The following is a 22947-nucleotide window of genomic DNA, read 5'->3' on the forward strand; positions in this document are numbered from 1 at the left end:
AATAGCCGCCCGCCCGCGGTGACCTCGCCGGTCAGCCGGCCGAGCGGGTGAGCACCGCCGGGGTGAGCCCGGCGACACTCCGCTGCCCGGACAGCCCCATCGTGAGGTCGAGATCGGCGAGCACGGCGCGCAGCACGTGCCGTACCCCGTCCTCACCGCCGTGCGCCAGCCCGTAGACGTAGGGCCGGCCGAGCAGCACCGCCCGCGCGCCGAGCGCGAGCGCCTTGAGCACGTCGGCACCGGTGCGCACGCCGGAGTCGAACAGCACCTCGATCCGGTCGCCCACCGCGGCGACCACCTCCGGCAGCGCGTCGAGCGCGGCGACGCCACCGTCGACCTGCCGGCCGCCGTGGTTGGACACCACCACGCCGTCCATGCCGGCGTCCACCGCGCGGCGGGCGTCGTCCGGGTGCTGGATGCCCTTGAGCACGATCGGCCCGTCCCAGTGCTCGCGCAGGAACGGCAGCGCGTCCCAGTTCCGGTCGGTGCCGGTGACCATGAACAGCCACCGCAGGATGGCGGTGCCGGGGTCGTCCTCCGGCGGGGCGTCCAGCGTGGCCCGGAACACCGGGTCGGAGAACGGGATGGCCACGCCCTCGCCGCGCAGGAACGGCAGGTAGCCCTGGTCCAGGTCGACCGGCCGCCAGGCGAGCGTCCAGGTGTCCAGGGTGACGACGAGCGCGGTGTACCCGGCCTGCTTCGCCCGGTCCAGGATGCTGGCGCAGACGTCCGGATCGGTGGGCCAGTAGAGCTGGAACCAGCGGGGGCCGTCGCCGCCGGCCGCCGCGACCTCCTCGATCGTGCTGGACGCGGCCGTGGACAGCACGAACGGCAGGCCGAGCGCGGCGGCGGCGCGGGCGGTGGCCCGCTCGGCGTCCGGGTGCACGATCGACTGCACGCCGACCGGCGCGAGCGCCACCGGCGCCGGCATCGGCGTGCCGAGCACGGTAGTGCTCAGGTCGCGGTCGGTGGCCTCGGCGAGCATGCGCGGCACGATTCGCCAGCGGTCGAACGCGGCCCGGTTGGCCCTGGCGGTCGCGCCCGAGCCGGCGGCTCCGGCGACGTAGCCGAACGGGCCCGGGTCCATCAGCTCCCTGGCCGAGTCCTCCAGCTTCGTCGGGTCGGTGGTGAACGGGGGTACCGCACCGCCGAGGCCCTGCAGGTAGATCTCGTTCTGGTATCCGCCGAATCGCTCCGTCACGTCCTGCCTCCCGAGGTGTCCGCCGTACCGGCCTGGCACTCGAACCTACCGGCCGGTAGGCGGAGTGGCCTCGGTGGCCTCGGCTGGCTGGGTGGCCTCAGCGGCCGAGCTCGCCGAGCCGCACGCTGATCCGCGGGTCGGTGGACACCACCGGGGAACCGTCGCGTACCCAGGGGTCACCGCCGAAGTAGGTCCGGAAGATCCGCTCCGCGGTGCGGGTGGCCACCGCCTGGGTGGTCAGCGTCGGGTTCGGCCCGCCGAGGGCGTTCGCCAACGCCGAGTTGTCGGCGACGAACAGCCGGCGCACCGCGCGGGTCTCGGCGTTGGCGTCGAGCACCGAGTCCCGCTCCGACTCCCCCATCCGCATCGACGACTGGACGTGCAGGATCAGCGGTGCCCAGTCGATCCGGTACACCTTCCTGGCCCCGGCGCCGCGGAGCACCTCGGCGGCCTTGCGCGCCATGAACTCCCGGTTGCGGTTCGTCCTGGCCGAGCGGCGGCGGTGCTGGAAGACCACCTTCGGGATCGGTCCGTTCTCGTCGGCCGGCAATGCGGACAGCGTCACCCGGTTGTCCGGCTCCACGTCGTCGTCGGTGATCACCAGGATGGCCAGCAGCCGGTCGACGCCGTGGCGAAGCAGCTCCTTCAGCTCGGGGCCAGGCAGCCGGCCGCCCGGGCCGTCCCACGGGCCGGTGGGGCCCCGCCCGTTGGTGTAGTGGCCGCGGATGCCGCTGTCGGACAGCGCGGTGGAGAACGCGGTGAGCGCCGGCGGAAGGCCGACGTTCTCCAGCCCGCCGTAGGGCGGGTGGTCCAGCCGGGCCGACGAGCCGACGCCCTTGCTGTGCCCGGTGTAGTCGTCGAACGCGCCGATCACCCAGTCGAAGAAGTGGTCGGTGTAGCCGCGGCCGACCCAGCCGTTCGGGTTGGGCAGCCCACTGTTGAACCACAGCCGCGGGTTCTCCGTGCAGCCGCCGGCCATCACCACGACCTCCGCCTCCTCCCGGTGCTCGGCGCCGGAGGCGTTGTCCCGCCAGGTCACCCCGGTGGCGACGAGCTCGCCGGCGCGCCGCTCGGTGTGGATCCGGGTGACGTAGGCGTCGGTGATCAGCTCCACCGGCCGGCCGCCGGGCGCCCACACGTCGGCGGTGAGCGCCATCGGGACGTAGCTGTTGTCGGTGGAGCGCTTGGCGAACTGGTTGCGCGGCGCGCCGACCGGGCGCATGCACCCCTGGAAGCAGTAGCCGCAGAACGTGCAGCCGGTGGCGTCGGGGAAGGTCAGCAGGTTGCGGTCGGACGTCTTCCCCGCGTTGCCGCCGGGCTGCAAGATCGCGTTCTCCTGCGGCCGGTACGAGGGGCCGAGGGTGGTCTTGGTGGTCTGCACCGGCAGGCCGAGTGTCTCGCAGCCGCGGAAGAACGTCTGCTCCTTGGTGCCCATCGCCGCGGTCATCACCGGCGCGGTGGCCTCCACCCACTCGAAGTAGGGCACCAGCTCGGCGTAGCCGAACGGGAACCGGTGCGCCACGTCGTACTCGGCCCGGTCCGGCCCGGCGTAGTCGTTGAACACGCCGGGGTAGGCGCGCGGGTAGTTGCCGTAGAAGTGCTGGGTGGTGCCGCCGACGCCGGAGAGCTGCCAGACGAACGAGTTCTGCGGCCACTCCCGGAACCACGCCGGCTTCGAGCGGTCGGTGGGGCCGAACCGGAAGTAGCCGGTGAGCGGGTTGTTGGCGTCGTTCTCGAAGCTGGTCCACTGCTCGCGCGGATCGGCGTGCCGCGGTCCGGCCTCGAGCATCAGCACGTCGAGGCCCTGGGCGGCCAGCTCCTTGGCGACCACCGGACCGCCGCCGCCCGCACCGATGACGATGACGTCGCGCATCAGTCGTGCACCTCCCGGCGTCCCTGGTAGTAGCCGATGAACTCGTCCCAGCCCTCCACCGGGCCGTGCGGCTGGTAGCCGGTGAGCCGCCAGCCCACCGGCCGGGCGGTGAGCTGCTTGGAGCGCGGGTCGAACACGGCGAACTCGGTGTAGGAGCCGAAGGTGGCGAACTCGATGAGCGCACCGGCGACGAACTTCAGCAGGCCGGACACCGACTCCTTGAGCGGCTGCGGGAAGTGCACGTCGAGCAGGGCGACGAGGTCGGAGTCGGGGCCTTCCAGCAGCGCGAAGGCGCGGGCCTTCTCGGCGTAGCTCAGCCGGGAGAACGGGGACAACAGCGGCCCGTTCACCGCGGCCGGGTTGACCTGGGTGCCCAGCAGGTTGAGCAGGCCGGCGGCGGGCAGCGACAGCGGGATGGTGGCGTCGTTCTCCAGCAGGGCGCGCAGGGCGCGGTCCAGCGTGCCCAGCTCGCCGGGCAGCAGGTCCAGGCCGGGCAGGTCGATCCCGGTGTCGGCGAGGCCAGTGGCCAGCGCGGCGCCGATCGGCTTGGCGAGCTGGTCGGGGAACGGCACGAAGTTGTCCAGTGCCTGGATGAGGAAGTCGGTGGTGCCGGCCTCCAGCGCGCCGGGGGTGTCGCTCGGCGTGCCCTGGGCGGCGGAGTAGCGGTCGGGGCCGGGGGTGGCGAACACGCTCAGCCCGTTGAGCGTGTCCCGCGCGAGCTCGGCGAGGACCGGGCGGAGCAGGCCGACGACGCCGGCGAGCGGGTCGGGCGCGGCGGCGGCCGGGGCCAGCGCGCCGCGGGGCAGCAGGCCGCCGGCGCCGACGGCCGCGCCGAGCAGGCCCAGCCGGGCGAGGAAGGCCCGCCGGCCGAGCGAGGGTGAGTGGCTCATGGTGGGTTCTTTCCCTGTGGGGTGGGCAGCGGTCAGCACTCCACCGGACGCCACCCTGCGCACCTGGAGCGGCACGATTCGCGCTGTGACGCCCGGCACATCCGTGCCTATCAGCCGTTCGGTCCGGGCGCACTAGGCCGAATGCCCAGAATGCCGGGTCCTCCCCTGTGCAGGGGTGCCAGCCCCGCGCAGGTCGTGGGCGATCAGGGCGAGGGCGAGCGACAGGCCGCTGCCGTGGTCCTGCAGGTCACGGCCGAGCAGTGTGGTCAGCCGGCGCAGCCGGTTGAGGACCGTGTTGCGGTGGCAGTAGAGGCGGGCCGCGGTGCCGGCGGCCGAGCGATTGGTCTCCAACCAGGCGCGCAGGGTGTCGAGCAGCACCTGGCGCTCGCCGGGCGGGAGGCGCAGCAGGGGGCCGAGCACGGCGTGCAGGAGCCGCTCGGCCAGCTCGGGTGAGCGGGCGACGAGGGCTTCGGGGAGCCGCTCGTCGAGCTGGGCGAGGCCGATGCCGTCAGTGGGGAGGGTGCGCAGGGCGAGCAGGGCGAGGTCGTGCCCGGCGGCGACCTCGGCGAGGCCGTGCACGGCCGGGCTGACCCCGACGCGGGCGCGGACGCCGCCGCGGAGGAGGTCGAGGACGTGGGTCACCGGGTGGCCCTCGAGCGCGACCAGGCCGACCATCGTCTGCGCGCGGGGCTCCCACACGGAGCGGACGCCGTAGACGGCGAGGGCGTCCTGGGGCATGGCCAGGCCGGGGGTGCCGTCCGCGGCGAGGTCGGCGACCAGCACGACGTAGTCGCTGGCCGCGGGAAGGCCGAGCTCGGTGGCCGCCTGGTCGATGAAGCCGGCCTCCCGGCCGCGGCCGCGGAGGAGGTCCTCGACCAGTGCGTGCCGGCGGTGGGTGTCGAGCTGGCGGAGCTGCACCTCGGCGTGTCGGTAGGCGCGGGACAGCTCGGAGGAGGTCTCGTCGACCACGGTCCACAGTGAGGTGGCGAGGTCGAGGAGCTGGTCGCGGTCGACGCTGTCGTCCTCCTTCGCCAGCCGCACCATGGCGCGCCAGATGACCCGGCCGCCGAGGCGGAAGGAGCGGAGCACCGAGTCCAGTGGGACGCGCTGCTCGGCCCGGCGCGCGCCGGTGGCCATGGCGGCGTCGAAGGGGTTGGCGCCGGTGGGGACGGTGTCGCCGAGCAGCTGGAGGACCCGCTCGAGATTGCTCCGACACGAGCGGCTCAGTTCCGCGAGCGAGACCAGCGCGGCGTCGTGGTAGCCGGGGTTCTCGGTGAGGATGTCGTCGACGAGGGCGTCGGTGAGCGCGTCGAGCCGGGTGATCAGCACCCGCGCCATCCGCTGGGACAACTCCGTCATCGCCACCGCCTCCTCGCGGTGGGATTATCCGCCCCACCTCGGGTCGGTGGATTATCCCCGCTCGGCCGCGGCCCGTCCCTTGTCACGGTCGTGACACGCTCGGTTCCCTTCCCGTGCAGCGTGGTGACCGGTCACGCCCCTGCCGGGTCGCCCGGGTTCAGGAGGTCAGCCGCTTGAGGGCTCGCTTGGCCTGGTACCGGACGTTCTCGTCCGGGCTGTCCAGCGCTTGCTCGATTGGGGGTCGCGCCGGCTCGTGGCGGATCCGCCCCAGGCCCTGCACGGCCTGAGGGGCCACGGTGGGGTCGTCCAGGAGGCTGAGCAGCACGTCCGGAACCCGCTCGTCCTTGGTCTTGGCCAACCCGGGGTTCACGATCCCCGCCCGCGCGGAGCCGTAGGACCGGTCCAGCGCCAACTCGATCATCTCGTCCGCCACGGAGGGATCAGCAAAGGAGCCCAAAGCTGTACCGATAGTCGTGCGTAAGATCTCTTGTTTCAAATCGTTCTCTTCTGGATATCGCGGGTCCTCCACCGGGGGCACGTCCCTGAAGAGTTGGAAGAACACAGGCCGAGCCTGCTTCTTGGCAAAGTTGGCCGAGAGCGCACGGACGATGTCCTCGGCGAGGTGAAACAATCTCACCTTCGGCGACCACTCCAACAACACCGGCACAGCGGCTCGATAGTCGATCTTCCGCCGCGAAACTACGTTCCCAGAACTGTCGTAATGAAACACGGCGCGCGCCCACAAGTCACTGACCGCTGTCATCCGGTAACCCAACTCATCGAAGTCGGGTACCAGGCCTTGCAGGTCGGCGAGCAGCCCTGCGGCAGCCTCATCGTACAGCCGCCGCAACTCGACGTACCTCGGATCCTCGGCCAGGTCGGCTTCCACACCGGCTTGGATCTCTGGATCATTGAGGACCCGCTCAACGACCTCGCGGTGGGTCATTCCCTCGGAGCTCGTCCATGACTCTCTCGTCATGGAATCACTTCCTTGACTTGAATAGTCCCGTTGTCTCGAAGTTCCCTCAATGGTCCGGAAAGTTTCGTGCGGCCACTGGTTCGAACATAGAGGATAAAGACGGTCTTTCTTTGTCTCGCAATCTCCATGTAGTCCCGGATCTGCGCGGACAGGTGCTGGTACTGAACGTTCTTCGCCTCGCCTATCCCTAGCCCGTCGACGAAGTCTGGTAGCCGCTCCCTTCCATTCACCATGATCGGATCCCCAGTGTACTTCGGCCGGTTGATGGCGGCCTCGCCGGCTTGGCCGAGGCGGCAGATCTCGGGTCCGCCCGAGTTGTGGACGAGGACCGCGGCGGTGCCGGCGAGGACGTAGTAGGTGTGGAGGCCCTCGACGGTGAGGTTGTAGACCTCGAGGTGGTAGGTCCAGTGATGGGTGGCGGTGACGGTGACGTAGTGCCCGTCCGGCAGTCGTAGCCGGTCGTTGGGCGCGAGGTCCTTGGCGTCCTTCCACTCACCGGGCTCGGCGACCCAGAAGGGGTGCTCCTCGGTCGCGTCGACCGAGCCATTGCCGTCACCGGTGTCGACGGTGACGGTGACCAGACGTTTGGTGCCTTCGCCGCGGATCAGGTTCGTGACCGTTCTCGCCGCGGTGAGATGCTCGGCGGGATCCGTGGCCAGCACCTGGTCACCGAGGCCGATCTCCTCGATGGGCTTGCTGGAACCGTCGGCGAGCAGCACCGGCGTCCCGGCGGTGAAGCTGTTGCTGCCGCACGGTCTCCGGATGCGTTGGAAGATGTCGTCGACGAGATTGCGCAGACGTTGCACGGTATGCCGACCTGCCGTGACCGCCACCTTGAACCGGCCGATCCCGGTGACGATGCGGTAGATGGCGGTACCGATCTCCGGCAGCTTCAACGCCGCGCTGAGCAGCTTGATCGGGCCGAGCGTGTTGAGGAGGGTCCACAGGCAGGCGCCGATGTCGCCCGTGGTGAAGCACTTCTCGGCGTCGGTCCACCCGATCAGGTCGAGGAAGATCTGCCCGCCGTTGGCGAGGACGAAGTCGAGGACGGTCTTGCCCGCGTTGGTCCGCGCCGTGTGGTACTCGTTGACCATCGCCTGCCCGCCCTCGGCGCGCAGGATGTCGTCGTCGGAACGAAACCCGCTGTAGTCGACGTCGGGATCGACGACGTCCCCCGGGTCTCCGAGACCACCGTCGAGATCGTCTCGCCGCTCCTTGTCCTCGCGCCGTTCGCGCTCACGCTCCTGGCGCTGCTTCTCGGCGGCGATCCGGGCGGCCTCGGTGGCCGCCCGGGCAGCGGCTGCCGCGTCCTGCCCCGCCCGGATGGCGTCGGCACGAGCCTGAGCGGCGGCGGCGTACGCCTGGTCGGCGTAACCGCGGGCCACCTGAGCGGCGGCGGTCGCGCGGGCGGCCGACTCGGCGGCCGCGCGTGCCGCCGCCTGCGCCGCCGCGGCCGCGTCGCGCGCGATCCGCGCCGATTCGGCGGCCTGCCTGGCGGACTGTTCCGCGGCCTCGGCGGACTGCCTGGCGTTGTCGGCGTGCTGCCGTGCCTGGGTGGCGCTCGCCCGTGCCTGCCGGGCGTAGTTGTCCGCTTCGCCGGCCGCGCCGTGCGCGATCGCGGCGGCCTCCTTCGCCCTCGCGGCGTCCTCCCTGGCCCTGGCGGCGAACCCGGCGGCGCCGGCGATGAAGGAGTTGATCTGCGCGACGTGCGAGGCGGCATCGGCGTCGCGCTGCCGGGCCTTGTGCAGTTCGGTGTCCAGGAAGTTCCGCAGGTAGGACGGTGGGCCGGACAGCGCCGCCTGCGCCGCCGCCTGCACCTCAGGCCCGCCGTCGTGCAGGATCTGCGCGATCGTGAGCCGGTCGTCCTTCTCCCGGGCTTCGTGCTGACCGATTCGCAGGAACCGCACGAGCGCCTCGACCCCACCGTCGTCCAGCGCGGCCTGCGCGGCGGCCTGCACCTCACGCCCACCCGTGTGCATGATCTGGGCGACCTGCAGCCGGTAGTCGTTGGCCTGCACCTCGTGCTGCCCGATGTCCAGGAACCGGCGAACGTCCTCGTGCGCGCCGGCCATGGCGGCGATGGCCGCGTCGTGCAGCGCGGGCTTGTCCGTGACCCCGGCCAGGTAGTCGAGGCTGGCCCGGTCGTCGGCCTCGGTCGCGACGGCGAGACCCACGTGGACGAACTGCCGCACATCGTCGGGGGTTCCGGCGAGTGCGTCCTCCGCGGCGGCCTTGACCCACGCGCCACCGGTCTTCATCAGCCGCGCGGCGACCTTGCGCCCGTTGGCGACCACCAGGGTGGGATCCGCGTTCGGGTCCCGCGCCTCGGCGAGCAGTCGTTCGGCCTCGGCATCCAACCGTTCGGCTTCGCCCGCCTGCCACTCCTGCTCGGCTTCGCGTTCGGCCTCGGCCCGCGCGGCTTGCTCGGCGTCGGCGACCCATTTCTTCTCCTGGGCCAGCAGCCGTTCCTCGTCCGCTTGGCGGGCGACCTCGCTGATCCGGCGCGCCTGCTCGACGGCCTTGGTGGCCTGGTCCGCCGCGGCCGCCGCACGCGCGGCGTGCCGTTCCGCGACGTCGGCCTCTCCGGCCGCCTCTCCGGCATGTCTGGCGGCGTCCTCGGCGGCCGCGGCCGCGTTGTCGGCATGTCTCGCCGCGTCGTTGGCCGCCTGCCGCGCCTCGAACGCCGCGGCGGCGGCCTCGCGCGCGATCGCCTCCGCCCGCCGGGCCGCGCGGATGGCCTCGTCGGCACGTTGCTTCGCGTAGGCCGCCGCGCGTCGCGCCTGCTCGGCGCTGGCACCGGCCTGTTCGGCATACGCACCGGCCTCGTTCACCGCCGTGGACGCCTCGGCCGCATGCGCTCCGGCGCTGGCCGCGGCCACGGCGGCTTCCGCGGCCGCGATGGCCGCCTGCCCGGCGGCCTCGGCCGCTTCGGCCGCCTTGCGCGCACCCGCCGCCGCGTCGCGCGCCTGTTCCGCGGTGCGCCGGGCAGCGGCGGCCTGCTGGGCGTCGGCATGTGCCGCCTGCGCCGCACGGTTGGCTCGAGCGGCGGCCTGCCCGGCCAGGCCGGCCGCGGTGGCGGCCTGGCTGGCCGCGTCGGCGGCCACCCGCGCGGCATGGTTGGCCGCGTTGGCCGCGGTGATCGCGGTCTGGGCGGCCTGCGCGGCACGGCGGGCGGCGTCCGCCGCCCTGCCCGCGGCATCCGCTGCCCGCACCGACGAGTCCCGGGCCGCCGCGGTCTCGGCCGCGGCGCGATCCGCGGCCTCCTTCGCCAACCGGGTGGCGTGCACCGCCCGCGCCGACGCCTCCTCGGCGAGCTTCGTCTGCTCGGCCGCCCGCGCCCCGGCGGCCCTGGCCACGTCGGCGAGCTGAGCCACCGACGCCGCTTCCTGATCACGGGCGGCCGCGACCTGGTACCCGGATCGGAGGAACTCGCGGACGTCCTCGATCGTGCCGTCCAGCGCGCGCTGCGCCGCCTCCCGCACCCGCGGTCCGCCTTCGTGCATCAGCTGGGCGACCTTCAGCAGGTCGTCGTTGTCCTGAGCCTGCTGGTGCCCGCTGGAGACGAATGCCAGCACGTCTTCGGTGGTGCCGTCGAGGGCACGTTGGGCGGCTTCCCGCACCTTGGGTCCACCGGTGTGCAGGAGTTGCGACACCCGCAGCAACAGGTCCTGTTCCCAGGGTCCTTTCCAGCCACCTTCGACAAAGGCGCGCATGTCGTCGGCGGAGCCGTCGAGCGCTTTCTGCGCCGCCTCCCTCGTCAACCGGCCGCCCGCGGCGAGAACCTGCTCCACCTGGCCGCGGAGATCCTGTGCTGTCGCCGTATGACGCCCGTTCTCGAGGAATTCCCGCAGATCCTCGGCCGAGCCGAGCAACGCACGCTCCGCGGCTTTCGCCAGGTTCGGCCCACCCGTCTTCAGCATGGCGACGGCCTGAGCGCGCTCGCTCACCGGCTCGGTTCCCGTTGCCTGGGACAAGGCTGGCGCTGCTGGCGCGGCGGTGGCCGGGGGAATGGTAAACAATCCAGCCAGCAGCGTTACCGACAATATCGTGACCAAGGCAGCACGAATTCGACCCCGCGGCATTGAAACCCCCTGTCGCCGCTACACCAACATGTGGCCGTGTACGTCAGACTTCGTCGACATTAGTAAAGCTCACGTCTCAATCAATCCGCCACTTGGCCGATGACTCCTCCGCCGGCGGCCCGGTTGACTCGAACGCGAACCCGAGAAGGGTCCACACCAGGGGGACATCGCGTTCCCCTACCACGACATGAGTCATGTCCGAAAGGAACCGAGTTATGCAAATTCGTCGAGGAACATTGATCCGAACGGGGGGTGCGGCGCTCGGCGTGCTGGCGGTCCTGCTGGCCATCACGCTGGGGACGGGTACGGCCGGGAAGCCCGCGGACGCCGAGGAAGGATCATTGGTCCGGCAAGCCGCGGCCAGCGAGAACCCACCACATCTGGTCGAGGACTTCAGCTATCCGGGCGCGGAACGAATCCTCGCCGAGCGGGGCGTGAAGCTGATCAAGGGCAACGGCCAACTACTGCTGGTCGACTGCGGTCCAGCCGGTCTCATCGAGGTTCTCAGCAACGACGTCAGCAAGATCTGTTTCGACTACATCGGACCGGATGATGCTACGTCGGTTGGAAGCAGCAAAGATCCTGACCCAGTGGCGTGGCTCACGATGGAGATTCCCAGTGTGTTCCTGATCAAAGCCAGCGACCGGTCCAGCCGAGCCCGACTCACGACGCCCGAGGGAACCAAGACCTACTACCTCGAGTCCGGCAAGTGGAATTCGGTGGGCGAGGGTGCTGATCCGGATGGCGGACCGCAGGCCCTGCTCAGGATCAGCGTCTACTGATCGGGAGTGCCGAGTCATGAGAAGAAGATCTGCGATCATCTCCAGCCTGCTGGTGGCCGCCACGACGGCCGGCGCGCTCACCGCCGCGTCCGCGCACGCGGTGGGCGGTGGATCCGCACTCGACGAGAAGTACCGCTTCGTCGCGAGCATCCAGACCTACGAGCGAGAATGCACCGGGGCACTGATCGACGTGGAGTGGATCATCACGACGAGCAGTTGCTTCGCCACAAATCCCGATCAGGGCTTCCCCATTCCGCCGGGCAAGCCATCGATCTACACCACGGTCACGGTCGGCAGTCCGGATCTTGGAGCCAGTACCGCGCAGAAGCGCACGATTACCACGTTGGTGCCGCGGGAACACCGGGACCTGGTGCTGGCCAAACTCGACGAACCCGTGCTCGACGTCCCACCGGTTTCCGTCGGCACCACCGCTCCCTCTCCGGGAGATCAAGTGACGGCGCTCGGCTTCGGTCGGACGGCAACTGAATGGGTACCAGGTCGGCTGCACGCGGGGGAGTTCTCCGTCGACACACTGGACGACACCACAGTCTCCCTCACACCGGTGGCTTCTGACGCCGCGATCTGCAAGGGCGACGCCGGCGGTCCCGCCGTGCGTGAGGCGGATGGCCGGCTCGAGCTCGTCGGGATCCACAGCGCGTCATGGCAAGGAGGGTGCTTCGGCGAGTCCGAGACCCGGAGCGGCGTTGTGGAAACCCGACTCGACGACATCGCCGGGTGGCTGGAACGCTCGCCGGTGAAGCAACGCATGGCGAGCGACCCCACCTTGGAAGACGAGATCGGAACACCTGTCGGCCCCGAAGTCGTGGATTGGCCCTACCGCTACCAGGAGTTCGAGCGCGGTGAGCAACGCGCCCGCCTGTACTGGTCGGACGACACCCACGAGACGAAGTTCATCCGTGGCGCGATCCTCGACACCTACTTGCGATTGGGTGGGCATCGAGAACTGGGAGCCCCGTACACCGACGAGATCAGCACAGCAGACGGAGCTGGCAGCTACAACAATCTGGAACTGAACGTATGCCGCTCCACCGCCACCCAAGCCAGCACCGCGGACAGTAGTCTCGGCTGCAACAGTTTCAGCACTATTTCACACTCACCGAGCACTGGGGCACACCACCTCGAAGGGTCCTTCTACCACAGGTGGGAGGACCTGGGTCGAGAAGGGGGCCTCGGATTTCCGGTTGGCGAGCAGAAGGAGACAACCGACTCCACTGGGAAATGGGGCGCATACGTGGAGTTCCGGAAGAACAGCCATGGCGCCATCCTCTACGTCGGATCCGACACCCGTCTGTGTGCCGTGTACGGCGGGATCTACATCAGATGGAAGGAGTACGGGCGGGAGAAGGGCGGCCTCGGAGTCCCCGAGATCGACGTGACCGCCACACCCGACGGGGTCGGCCGTTACGTGCACTTCACCAGGAACGCCTCGATCTACTGGACTCCGACCACGGGAGCCTGGGAAGTACACGGCGCCATCCGGCAGAAGTGGGCCTCCATGGGGTGGGAGCGCTCGTACCTCGGCTACCCCATCAGCAATGAGCAGGCCTTCGAAGCCGGCCGTCGTAGCTGGTTCCAGGGTGGCCGCATCGACTACATCGCGCGCACCGGCGAGGTGATCGCCTACCGCAACTGACCCGCCGGTCGGGCCGCCCCGGCTCACGCCGTGGGCGGTCCGACCGCCAGCTCGCGGTGCTCGGCGGGTGACCCGGCACTGGTCGGAATATTTAGTGTCGCTACCTAAGTTCTTCCGACAGACTGGGCACCGTGGGGAGAGGGATGAGCACGAGCAAACTGGATGTTCCTCCGGCGACACCGCGGCGGGAGGGCCACCTGCGGCACGTCCTCCTGCTCGGTGGGCTGTCCGCGTTCGCGCCGCTGTCGATCGACATGTACCTGCCCGCGCTGCCCGAGATGGCCGCCGACCTGCGGGCCGCCGACGCCACGATGCAGCTGACGCTCACCGCGTTCGTCGTCGGGCTCTCGGTCGGCCAACTGGTGGTCGGCCCGTTGTCCGACGCACTCGGCCGGCGCCGCCCGCTCGCCGTCGGCATCGTCGGCTACGTCCTCGCGTCGGTCCTGTGCGCGCTGAGTCCCTCCGCCGAGGTGCTGATCGTCGCGCGGGCACTGCAGGCGGCCGGCGCCGCGGCCGCCATGGTGGTGGCCAGGGCCACCGTCCGCGACCTCTACTCGGGCACCGCGATGACCCGCTTCTTCTCGATGCTCATGCTGGTCACCGGCCTGGCACCGATCCTGGCGCCGGTGCTCGGCGGGCAGGTCCTGACCTGGACGTCCTGGCGCGGCGTGTTCGTGGTGCTCGCCGGCTTCGGCGCGCTGCTGCTGCTCGCCACCCTGCTCGCGCTGCCCGAGCCGCTGCCCGCCGAGCGGCGTACCCCCGCCCGGCTGGGCCGGGCGCTGCGCACCTACGCCCGGCTGCTGCGCGACCGCACGTTCCTCGGCTACGCGCTGGCCTCCGGGTTCGTCTTCGCCGGAATGTTCGCCTACCTCGCCGGCTCGTCGTTCGTGCTGCAGGGCGTCTACGGGCTGACCCCGCGGCAGTACGGCCTGGTGTTCGGGCTGAACGCGCTGGGCCTGGTGCTGCTCGGCCAGGTCAACGGGCGGATCGTCGGCAGGGTGCCCGAGCGCGTGCTGCTCGGCGTGGGCCTGTTCGCCTCGGCCGCCGGCTCGCTCGGCATGGTCCTGGCCGCCGCGCTGGGTCTCGGCCTGGCCTGGCTGCTGCCGGCGCTGTTCCTCGTCGTGGCGAGCATGGGGCTGGTGATGCCCAACTCGTCGTCGCTGGCGCTGCACCACCACGCGCACATCGCCGGCTCGGCGGCGGCGCTGCTCGGGGTGCTGCAGTTCGTCGTCGGCGGGTTCGCCGCACCACTGGTGGGCCTGGCCGGTCGGGGCTCGGCCGTGCCGATGACCCTGGTCATGCTCGGGTTCGCGGTGCTGGCGCTGCTCGCCTTCGCCACCCTCACCCGGCGCGAGGTCAGCGCGCCGGCAACCGCGTGAGGTCGAGCCGCACCGGGAACGGGCTGTCCACCGCGACCTGCCCGCTCGCCTCGAACGACTCCCGGTAGCCGAACTCCCCGGTGAGGTGGTACCCGGTCACCGACACCGGCCGGTTCAGGTCCACCAACCAGTAGTGCGGGATGCCGGCCTCGGCGTACTCGTCGGGCTTGTCCCGGGTGTCCGGCCGCACCGACCCCGGCGACACGATCTCCACCACGAGCAGCACGTCCTCCGCCCGTTGCCGTGGTCCGGACATGTCGACCGACGGCCGCAGCACGACCAGATCGGGAACGCGGATCCTCAGCGGCGACTCGGCGAGCAGCACCTCCACCTCGGGCGCCAACGTCATACCGCTCGGAACCTGGGCGTCGAGCTGGACGATCAGCTTCGCGAGGGCGATCTGATGGAGAGTCGCCGGCCGGGGGGACACGATCAGGACACCGTCCTCGACCTCGTAGCGGTAGCGGGTGTCCTCCTCGATGGCGTCGAAGTCGGCCAGTGCGACCGGCGGCGCCGGCAACCGCAGCCACCGCTGGTCGGGGTACGCGCCTGGGAACGCCATGGGTGTACCACCTCCTCACGGAGAGCCTAGCCGCGTCACCGGCCGGCAACCCGTTCCCTCGATCAGGGTGTCGCTAGGGGAGCAGGGCGGCGAGGTCGCCCTCGCGCAGCCGGTCCCCTGTCGCCGGTACCTGTCCGTCCACCAGGGCTTTCAGCGTGTCGCCGTGCTCCCAGTCGTTGACGTTCATCGCCGCGGTGACCTTGCCGTCGCGCAGCCAGAAGGCCAGGAACCGGCGCCCGGCGAGGTCGCCACGCACCACCACCTCGTCGGTGTCCACGTCGGCCAGTCCGCGGTACTCGCAGCCCAGGTCGTACTGGTCGGTGAAGAAGTACGGCGCGCGCACGTACGGCTCGTGCCCGCCGAGCAGGTTGCCGGCCACGTGCGCGCCCTGGTTCTTCGCGTTCGCCCAGTGCTCCACCCGCACCCGCCGGCCGTACCGGGGGTGGAAGTGCGCCGCGATGTCACCGGCCGCGTACACGTCGGGCGCGGCGGTGCGCAGCCCGGCGTCCACCGCCACCCCGCCGTCGTCGGCCAGCTCGAGCCCCGCGGTGTGCGCCAGCTCCGTCCGCGGCTGCACGCCCACCGCGACCAGCACCACGTCCGCCGGCAGCTCGGTCCCGTCCGCCAGCCGCACGCCGCGCACCCGCTCCGGCCCGCCGGTGAGCTCGGCGACGGCCGCGCCCAGCTCCCAGCGCACCCCGTGCTCGCCGTGCAGGTCACGGAAGACCTCGGCCACCTCGTCGCCGAGCACACCCTGCAGCGGCAACGCCGACTGGTCGACCACGGTCACCTCGGCGCCGTGTCGGCGGGCCGCGGCGGCCGCCTCGGTGCCGATCCACCCGGCCCCGACGATCACCACCCGCTCGGCCTCCTGGAACGCCGCGCGCAACCCGAGCGCACTGTCCAGCGTGCGCAGGTGCCAGACCCCCGGCAGGTCGGCGCCCGGCACCGGCAGCCGACGCGGCACCGACCCGGTGGCCAGCAGCAACCGGTCGTAGGGATGCTCCGCGCCGGCCGAGTCCCGCACCACCCGCGCCCCGAGCTCGACCCTGGTCGCGATCACCCCGGAGCGCAGCTCGATGCCGCGCTCGGCGTAGAAGCCCGGCTCGTGCACCCAGTCGGGCTCGTCGGCCTCGCCCAGCAGCACCGCCTTGGACAGCGCGGGTAACTCGTACGGGCGATGGCTTTCCTCCGCGAGCAGGACCACGTCTCCCGAGTAGCCGCGCTCCCGCAGCTCGCCGGCCGCGGTGGCACCGGCCAGTCCGCCACCGATGATCACGATTCGGCTGGGCTCGGGCATGCGTCATCTCCTCGGACGAGCGGTCAGCGCGACACCGAGGACGTTACCGGCGTGACCCACCCCCGGCAGCCCCGATCGGGTGGTCGATGGCCGGTTTCGGGTGATCGCGTCATGCCCGCCCGAACCGGACGTCCCATCCTCGAACGCACGAGGAACGCGAGAAGTCGAGGGGCGAGGGACGTGGCAGTGCGGGACGAATGGGCGATCAGCTGCCGGGACATCGCGGGCAGGCGGCGCGAGCTGACGGTGTTCGTCAGCAGTGACCGCGTGGTCCTCGTCGCACCACCGGGCGAGGCCGCCGTGCTCGCCCCGCTGGACGTCGGCCGGTTGCGGGCGGCGCTGCGCGACGCCGTGGTGGCCGTGGCCCGCGCCGGCAACGGGTAGTCAGGGGAACAGGAACTCCAGCTCGTCGGGCCGCTCGTACTCCCGGCGGTCGAGGTCGGCGGTCGCCGCGGCGATGTCCACCCTCGGCACCGGCTGCGGCCGGGCGCACAGGGTGAACGCGGTGGCGCAGTAGTCGTCGACCCGTTCGAACAGCCCGGTCGCGATCACCGGGCCCTCCCGGTGCCGCACGCCGCGCCCGGCGACCCGCCCTCCTTCGACCGCCGCGCGCAGCCGCTCCTCCTCGCCGGCCAGGAAGTGGTCGGCACCGATCTGCTGCACGGTCACCCGCAGCTCCTCGGCGAACATCACCGGATCCAGCACGTGCCAGCGGTAGCACCCCACGAAGTCCGGCAGCGTGCCCAGCCCCGCGTCCGGCGGCTTCACCTCGAGCGGCACCCCGCCGTAGGGCGCGCAGTGCACGCCCATCCCCCACGCCGTGCCGACGTAGTCCTCCAGGCCGGTGCCGCAGATGGTCGGCAGGTCGGTGTCGCCGTCGAGGTACATCTTGACCTCGCCCTCGCCGTACCAGGTCCCCCGGTCGAGCGGCCGGATGCCGAGCACGCAGCCGAGGAACCGGCCGGGTCCGCGCAGCCCCTCGGCGATCACGAAGTCCTGGCGCAACGTGGTCGGGTTCTGCCGGCTGAACCGCGCGTGCAACCGCCCGGCGCCGGGGTCCGCGCCCAGGGTGAGGTCGAGCTGGAAGTACACCGGCAGGGTCCGGTCCGAGCCGTTGACCAGCTCCACCCGGATCCGGTCGCCGAACGGCATGGGGATGTAGCTGTTGAACCCGCGCCCTTCCTGGACGGTGGTGAGCGCGCTGACCAGCGGCTTGGGCCGGCCGTGCGGCACGCCAAAGAAGTCCGCGCACGGCACCGAGACGCTCGGCTCGTCGAGGTCGTCGTAGAACACCTCGAGGTACACCGCGCGGGTGCGCTCCGGCGGCCCCGGCGGGAAGGTCAGCCACAGGTGCCGGACGGTGCCCGGCCCGGGCAGGTCGGCCAGGGTGACGCGTTCCCCCGCGGCGACATCGCGGCTCGGCGCGCCCTTGCGCCCGTGTGCCGCCACGCCGCCGGCGCCTCGCTCCCCGGCCGGGTTCTCGAAGGTGACCGAGCGGCACTCCAGCGTCGGCGAGACCGTGGTCAGGTCGCGGACGTCCATACCAGAACGGTAGCGAGGCCCGCCCCGTCCGTGCAGCGGCACAGGCGGCCGGCGAGTGACTCTTGGGAAGATACCTGCAAGTTTGCACGGAAGTTACGGGCTTCTCGATGGAGGCAGCGTGTGCGCAACCAAGGGCCACGTTTACTCGTTTCGATACTTACGTTCATACCCGACCGTAAGTAAAATCCGGCGGCACCCGACGTCGGCATGGACTCGAGGAGCGGGCACGGCGCTTCGGACGGTTCCCGCGCACTACGTGGAGGCGGCCCTGCTCGGCGCGCGGCGGGCCGGGCACGACGGCGTCGCGCTGCTGGCCAGGGCGGGCATCGCCCCCACCGGCTCGGCCGGCAGCGCCGGCAGCGCGGTCCACGGCCGGGTGAGCGTCTGCCAGTTCACCCGGCTGGTCCGCGTGTTGCTGGAGGTGCTCGACGACGAGTTCCTCGGCAGGACGACGCAGAAGGTGCCGCGCGGGGCGTTCGCGGTGATGTGCGAGAGCGCGGTACACGCCGACGACCTGGCGCATGCGTTGCGCCGAATGTGCCGCTTCTACCGGTTGCTGCCCGGGGCGCCGCCGATGCGGCTGCGGCCGGAGCAGGACACGCTGCGGTTCGAGTGCGCGATCGCGCCGGAGTCCGATCCGGACCGGTTCCTGAGCGAGTCGATGCTGCGGTTGACGCACCACTTCGCCAGCTGGCTGATCGGGAGGCGCACGGCGGTGCGGCTCGCGACGTTCCCATACCCGCCGCCCGCGCACGCCGGCGATTACCCGATCGTGTTCGGCTGCCCGGCCCGGTTCTGTGCCGGCACCCTCGCGCTGGTGTTCAGCCCGGCGGCCCTGCCGGCGCCGATCGTGCGGGACGAGCACTCGCTGGAGCGGTTCCTTCGGTGTACGCCCTCACCGCTGCTGTGCGGGCGGGACGAGGACATCACCAGCGTGGCCGACCAGGTGCGGGGGATCCTCGAGCGGAGCCTCGACGGCGAGGTGGCCACGCCGGGCGAGGTGGCCCGGCGGCTGCGGGTCAGCCAGCAGACGCTGCGTCGGCGGCTGGCGCGGGAGAAGACGTCGTTCGCCGAGATCCGCGACGCGTTGTTCCGGGACATCGCGATCTCCACGCTCGCCGCGGGGACGGGATCGGTGAGCTATCTCGCGGAGCGGCTGGGGTTCTCGGAGCCGAGCGCGTTCCGCCGGGCCTTCAAGCGGTGGACCGGGTCGTCGCCGAGCGCGTTCCATCCGGGCAAGCTCGCCGGGTGACCGGTCGCGCCGGCGGCCGGGGACGGGTAGACAGGACCTATGGATCATGAGCTGTGGGCCGAGGTCGACGACTACTTCGCGGGGGTGCTCGTCGGCGACGACCCGGCGTTGGAGGGCGCGCTGGCGGCGAGCCGGGAAGCCGGGCTGCCGGCGATCGCGGTGTCCGCCGCGCAGGGGAAGCTGTTGAACCTGCTGGTGCGGTTGTGCGGGGCGCGCAGGGTGCTCGAGGTGGGGACGCTCGGCGGGTACAGCGCGATCTGGATGGCGCGGGCGCTGCCGCCGGGCGGGGAGCTGGTCACCCTGGAGGCGGATCCGCGCCACGCCGAGGTGGCCAGGTCCAACCTCGACCGAGCCGGACTGGGGTCCGCGGTAGACGTCCGGCTGGGGGCGGCACTGGCCACGCTGCCGGAGCTGACCGGCCCGTTCGACCTGGCCTTCATCGACGCGGACAAGGAGAACAACCCCGAGTACTTCCGCTGGGCGCTGCGGCTGTCCCGGCCGGGTGGGGTGATCGTGGTGGACAATGTCGTCCGCGCGGGCGCGGTGGTGCACGGCCCCGCCGACGACCCCAGCGTGCGCGGGGTGCGCGAGCTGCACGACCTGATCGCCGCCGAGCCCCGGGTGGACGCCACCGCACTGCAGACCGTGGGTGCCAAGGGCTACGACGGCTTCACCCTCGCCCTGGTCACCTCCTGACCAGCCCACCCCAACCCGTTCCACGCCCCCACCGGCGTGTCCGCGCTCCACGCACCCGTGTCCGCGCTCCACGCACCCGTGTCCGCGCTCCACGCACCCGTGTCCGCGCGCCGTGCGCGCGTGTTCGCCGTTCCTGTCGCCGTGTTGGCCCCTCGCGTCACGGAGTTTGCCGCTCCCGTCGCCGTGCTGCGCCTCGCGTCACCTAGTTGACCCCTCGCGTCACTGTTTGGCCCTCGCATCACCGTGTTGGCCGGGGCGTCGACGAGTTGTCCGCTGGCGTCGCCATACTGTTCGCTCGCGCAGCCAGTTGTCCACATCCCCCATCAGTGATCCACAGATTTTCACGACCCCCTTCCGCGGCCCCTGTCATCGGTAGACTGGAAGCGGGGCCGGCCCCCGGAGTGGGTGGGGGACGCTCTAGTACGGCAGCCGCGCTTTGTGATCGCGGGTCACTCGCCGACTTCGCCGTCCGCGAGTTCACGCAGGATGTCGAGGTGCCCGACGTGTCGGGCGGTTTCTTGGTTGACGTGGGCCATAATCCACCGGATGGTTCGTTGGCCGTCCGCCGTCAGGTCATCCGGTCCTTTGTCGGCGAGTGCGACGGCGGAATGGGTCCACTCCGTCTGGTAGGCGGCGATGACCGTCGGGGGTGTGTCGGTGTCGGAGAGGTTCCACGAGGGGTCCGGGCTGCCTTGCCACAGGGAGGGCAGGTCGGCGCCGGCGGCGATGATCGAGATCCAGTACCGTTCCGCGGCCGTGAGGTGCTTGATCACACCGAGCGCGGTCGTGCGGGGTGAGGTGGCCAGCGGTGCCGCGGTGGCGAGTGCGGGGGTGAGCCCGGCGACCTTGCCGACCGCGGTCTGCCGTGAGAACCGAAGAAAATCCAACTGGAGCCGCAGTTCGTCGGTCGCGAGTTCGTCGGGCCAGCGCCGATGGGGCATCGTCACGCGGTACTCCCTGCTTGCCGCATGTTGTGCTCATGGTGTGCCGTGATCAGAAAGGGCCACCGTGTGGTCACTGTCAAGGCGCGCTGGATGGTGAACAGAACACGGTGGCCGTGCCTCCCACGGTAGCTGACGATCGCCACGCCCGGTGTGGGCGCGAGCCGGTCAGGTCTGCCGAAGGCAAGGGCCGGCCAGCGTCGTTCAGTGCTCCTGCGCTCCTCGACGGCGGGCAGCGGTGCCCAACAACCACTGTCCTCTACAGACGACGCTGCCGGCGACCGGTCAGCGGAGGAAACCGCGGAGGAGGGATGCCGTCCCCTCGAGGTGCTCGGCCATCGCTCTGCGGGCGGCGGGCGCGTCGCCGGCCAGGATGGCGTCGACGATGGCCCCGTGTTGCCGGTTCGAGTGGTCCAGGTTGGGCTCGATCAGCGGGATCTCGTCCAGCAGCTGGTTCACCCGCATCCGCACGTCGGCCAGCACGGTGGTGAGTGACTCCGACGCCGTCATCTCCGCGATCGCCAGGTGGAACCGCGAGTCGCGACGCCGGTAGTCGGCCACGCTCGCCCCCGTCGCCTCGGCCAGCGTGCCGGTGAGGTGCCGCCGGTCGGCCGGCGGCAACGCCCGCGCGGCCGCCAACTCCGCCGCCCCGGTCTCCACCACGTACCGCAGGCTCAGCGTGTCCTCCAACTCCCCGGGGTCGACCGCCCGCCCGGCGCCGTGCGGCTCCGGCAGCTGGTCGGTCACGAACGTCCCGCCGTACCGCCCCCGCCGGGACACCACGTACCCGGCGTCGGCCAGTACGCGGATGGCTTCGCGCAGCGTCACCCGGCTCACCCCGAGCCGCTCGGCCAACTCCCGCTCCGCCGGCAACCGCTCCCCCGCGCCAACCACCCCGAGTCGCACGGCCTGCAGCAGCCGCTCCACGGTCTCCTCGAACGCGTTGCCCGCTCGCACCGGCCGGAACAGCGCCTCCCCCGCGCTGACCCCGCCGCCCGGCCCCTCCGCGGGGGCGCGGTCGGGCTGCGCGTTCACTGTGCCTCCTCGAGTCGAGTCCCTACTGTCGAGTGTAGAGACGTCAGCACTCGATCACGTTGACCGCGAGCCCGCCCCGCGCGGTCTCCTTGTACTTGACCTTCATGTCCGCGCCGGTCTCGCGCATCGTCTTGATCGCCTTGTCCAGCGACACGACGTGGCTGCCGTCCCCGCGCAGCGCCATCCGCGCCGCGTGGATCGCCTTGGACGCGCCGATCGCGTTGCGCTCGATGCACGGGATCTGCACCAACCCGCCCACCGGGTCGCAGGTCAACCCCAGGTGGTGCTCCACCCCGATCTCCGCGGCGTTCTCCACCTGGTCCGGCGTCCCGCCGAGCACCTCGGTGAGCCCGGCCGCCGCCATCGCGCACGCCGACCCCACCTCGCCCTGGCAGCCCACCTCCGCCCCGGAGATCGACCCGGTCTGCTTCAGCACCGACCCGATCGCCCCGGCGGTGAGCAGGAACGTCACCACGCCATCGTCGCCGGTGCCGGGCACGAACCGCCGGTAGTAGTGCAGCACGGCGGGGATGATGCCGGCCGCGCCGTTGGTCGGCGCGGTCACCACGCGCCCACCGCCGGCGTTCTCCTCGTTCACCGCCAGCGCGTACAGGCTGACCCAGTCCATCGCGTACAGCGCGTCCCCCGCGCCGTCCTCGGCGCGCAGCTTGTCGTGCAGCCGTTTGGCCCGCCGGGGCACCTTCAGCCCGCCGGGCAGCACGCCGTCCCGCGCGCACCCGGCCCGCACGCACTCGACCATGACCTGCCAGATCTCCAGCAGCCCCGCCCGCACGTCCGCGGCGGACCGCCAGGTGAGCTCGTTGCGCAGCATGACCTCGCTGATCGGCAACCCGGTCTCCCGGCAGTGCCCGAGCAGGTCCGCGCCGGTGCGGAACGGGTACGGCACCGGCGTCGCGTCCTCGGCGATCGCCGGCTCGCCGGCCATCGCCGACTCGTCCAGCACGAACCCGCCGCCGACCGAGTAGTACGTCCGCTCGCGCACGACCCCGTCGGCCGCGTCGAAGGCGCGGAACACCATGCCGTTCGGGTGGGCGGGCAACGAGCGCCGCCGGTGCAGCACCAGGTCGTCGTCCTCGCGGAAGTCGATCGCGTGCCGGCCCAGCAGCCGCAGCCGCCGCGCGGATCGGATCCCGGCCACGATGCCCGGCACGGCGTCGGTGTCCACCGACTCGGGCCGTTCGCCGAGCAGGCCGAGCAGCACGGCCTTGCCGCTGCCGTGCCCGTGCCCGGTCGCGCCGAGCGAGCCGAACAGCTCGGCACGCACCCGCGTCACCCGGTCCAGCGACCCGTCGGCGGCCAACCCCTCGGCGAAGGTGCGTGCCGCGCGCATCGGGCCCACCGTGTGCGAGCTGCTGGGTCCGATGCCGATGGAGAACAGGTCGAAGACGCTGATCGCCAT

18 protein-coding genes are annotated in these 22947 nt (G+C 71.5%); 6 read left to right on the forward strand and 12 right to left on the reverse strand.

What is annotated here, in order from left to right; genetic code table 11:
- Nucleotides 1-31: 31 nt before the first annotated feature.
- The 6 genes from BM051_RS01510 to BM051_RS01535 all read right to left on the reverse strand — a co-directional run bounded on the left by BM051_RS01510 (nucleotide 32) and on the right by BM051_RS01535 (nucleotide 10249).
- Nucleotides 32-1201, reverse strand: a complete 1170-nt coding sequence (locus BM051_RS01510) for a lactate 2-monooxygenase (protein WP_092526741.1) — start codon at nucleotides 1199-1201, stop codon at nucleotides 32-34.
- Nucleotides 1202-1298: 97 nt separating this feature from the next.
- Nucleotides 1299-3074: a GMC family oxidoreductase N-terminal domain-containing protein gene (locus BM051_RS01515; protein WP_092526743.1), complete on the reverse strand. Its 1776-nt coding sequence runs from the start codon at nucleotides 3072-3074 to the stop codon at nucleotides 1299-1301.
- Nucleotides 3074-3964, reverse strand: coding sequence for a hypothetical protein (locus tag BM051_RS01520; RefSeq protein ID WP_092526747.1), 891 nt, complete (start codon nucleotides 3962-3964; stop codon nucleotides 3074-3076). Before BM051_RS01520 ends, BM051_RS01515 begins: the two co-directional genes overlap by 1 nt.
- A gap of 132 nt (nucleotides 3965-4096) precedes the next feature.
- Nucleotides 4097-5323, reverse strand: coding sequence for a PucR family transcriptional regulator (locus BM051_RS01525; RefSeq protein ID WP_092526750.1), 1227 nt, complete (start codon nucleotides 5321-5323; stop codon nucleotides 4097-4099).
- 157 nt (nucleotides 5324-5480) lie between these two features.
- Complete coding sequence (locus BM051_RS01530) at nucleotides 5481-6269, reverse strand: HEAT repeat domain-containing protein (RefSeq protein WP_166677869.1); 789 nt, start codon at nucleotides 6267-6269, stop codon at nucleotides 5481-5483.
- Between the two features lie 29 nt (nucleotides 6270-6298).
- Nucleotides 6299-10249 (reverse strand): polymorphic toxin-type HINT domain-containing protein, encoded by a 3951-nt coding sequence (locus tag BM051_RS01535; RefSeq protein ID WP_166677870.1) that lies wholly within the window; start codon nucleotides 10247-10249, stop codon nucleotides 6299-6301.
- 401 nt (nucleotides 10250-10650) lie between these two features.
- Between BM051_RS01535 and BM051_RS01540 the strand changes: the two genes are divergently transcribed.
- The 3 genes from BM051_RS01540 to BM051_RS01550 all read left to right on the forward strand — a co-directional run bounded on the left by BM051_RS01540 (nucleotide 10651) and on the right by BM051_RS01550 (nucleotide 14199).
- Nucleotides 10651-11166, forward strand: coding sequence for a hypothetical protein (locus tag BM051_RS01540; protein ID WP_092526759.1), 516 nt, complete (start codon nucleotides 10651-10653; stop codon nucleotides 11164-11166).
- 16 nt (nucleotides 11167-11182) lie between these two features.
- Nucleotides 11183-12820 carry a trypsin-like serine protease gene (locus BM051_RS01545; RefSeq protein ID WP_166677871.1) on the forward strand — a complete coding sequence of 546 codons (1638 nt, stop codon included), beginning with the start codon at nucleotides 11183-11185 and terminating at the stop codon, nucleotides 12818-12820.
- A gap of 143 nt (nucleotides 12821-12963) precedes the next feature.
- Nucleotides 12964-14199 (forward strand): Bcr/CflA family multidrug efflux MFS transporter, encoded by a 1236-nt coding sequence (locus BM051_RS01550; protein WP_092526765.1) that lies wholly within the window; start codon nucleotides 12964-12966, stop codon nucleotides 14197-14199.
- Here the strand turns inward: BM051_RS01550 and BM051_RS01555 are convergent.
- Together BM051_RS01555 and BM051_RS01560 are read right to left on the reverse strand one after the other, a co-directional pair.
- Complete coding sequence (locus BM051_RS01555; protein WP_243859879.1) at nucleotides 14177-14761, reverse strand: Uma2 family endonuclease; 585 nt, start codon at nucleotides 14759-14761, stop codon at nucleotides 14177-14179. The genes BM051_RS01550 and BM051_RS01555 overlap by 23 nt on opposite strands.
- 73 nt (nucleotides 14762-14834) lie before the next feature.
- Nucleotides 14835-16061 carry an NAD(P)/FAD-dependent oxidoreductase gene (locus BM051_RS01560; RefSeq protein WP_092526768.1) on the reverse strand — a complete coding sequence of 409 codons (1227 nt, stop codon included), beginning with the start codon at nucleotides 16059-16061 and terminating at the stop codon, nucleotides 14835-14837.
- A 180-nt stretch (nucleotides 16062-16241) separates the two neighbouring features.
- Here BM051_RS01560 and BM051_RS01565 point away from each other — a divergent pair, with 180 nt between their 5' ends.
- Nucleotides 16242-16445, forward strand: a complete 204-nt coding sequence (locus tag BM051_RS01565) for a hypothetical protein (RefSeq protein WP_092526771.1) — start codon at nucleotides 16242-16244, stop codon at nucleotides 16443-16445.
- Here BM051_RS01565 and BM051_RS01570 read toward each other — a convergent pair whose 3' ends face one another.
- On the reverse strand, nucleotides 16446-17603 hold the full coding sequence (locus tag BM051_RS01570) for a glycoside hydrolase family 172 protein (protein ID WP_092526774.1): 1158 nt from the start codon (nucleotides 17601-17603) through the stop codon (nucleotides 16446-16448).
- 256 nt (nucleotides 17604-17859) lie between these two features.
- On the opposite strand from BM051_RS01570, the gene BM051_RS01575 reads away from it, so the two are divergent.
- A complete protein-coding gene (locus tag BM051_RS01575) occupies nucleotides 17860-18855 on the forward strand; it encodes an AraC family transcriptional regulator (protein ID WP_243859881.1) in 996 nt (331 codons plus the stop codon).
- A gap of 39 nt (nucleotides 18856-18894) precedes the next feature.
- A complete protein-coding gene (locus BM051_RS01580) occupies nucleotides 18895-19551 on the forward strand; it encodes an O-methyltransferase (protein ID WP_092526777.1) in 657 nt (218 codons plus the stop codon).
- Nucleotides 19552-20000: 449 nt separating this feature from the next.
- On the opposite strand, the gene BM051_RS01585 is transcribed toward BM051_RS01580, so the two are convergent.
- The 3 genes from BM051_RS01585 to BM051_RS01595 form a co-directional block, all read right to left on the reverse strand.
- Nucleotides 20001-20492 carry a mycothiol transferase gene (locus BM051_RS01585; protein WP_092528369.1) on the reverse strand — a complete coding sequence of 164 codons (492 nt, stop codon included), beginning with the start codon at nucleotides 20490-20492 and terminating at the stop codon, nucleotides 20001-20003.
- A 285-nt stretch (nucleotides 20493-20777) separates the two neighbouring features.
- On the reverse strand, nucleotides 20778-21527 hold the full coding sequence (locus tag BM051_RS01590) for a FadR/GntR family transcriptional regulator (protein ID WP_092526780.1): 750 nt from the start codon (nucleotides 21525-21527) through the stop codon (nucleotides 20778-20780).
- Nucleotides 21528-21570: 43 nt separating this feature from the next.
- A complete protein-coding gene (locus BM051_RS01595) occupies nucleotides 21571-22947 on the reverse strand; it encodes an L-serine ammonia-lyase (protein WP_092526783.1) in 1377 nt (458 codons plus the stop codon).

This window comes from Amycolatopsis arida, from assembly GCF_900115565.1.
Classification (GTDB): domain Bacteria; phylum Actinomycetota; class Actinomycetes; order Mycobacteriales; family Pseudonocardiaceae; genus Yuhushiella; species Yuhushiella arida.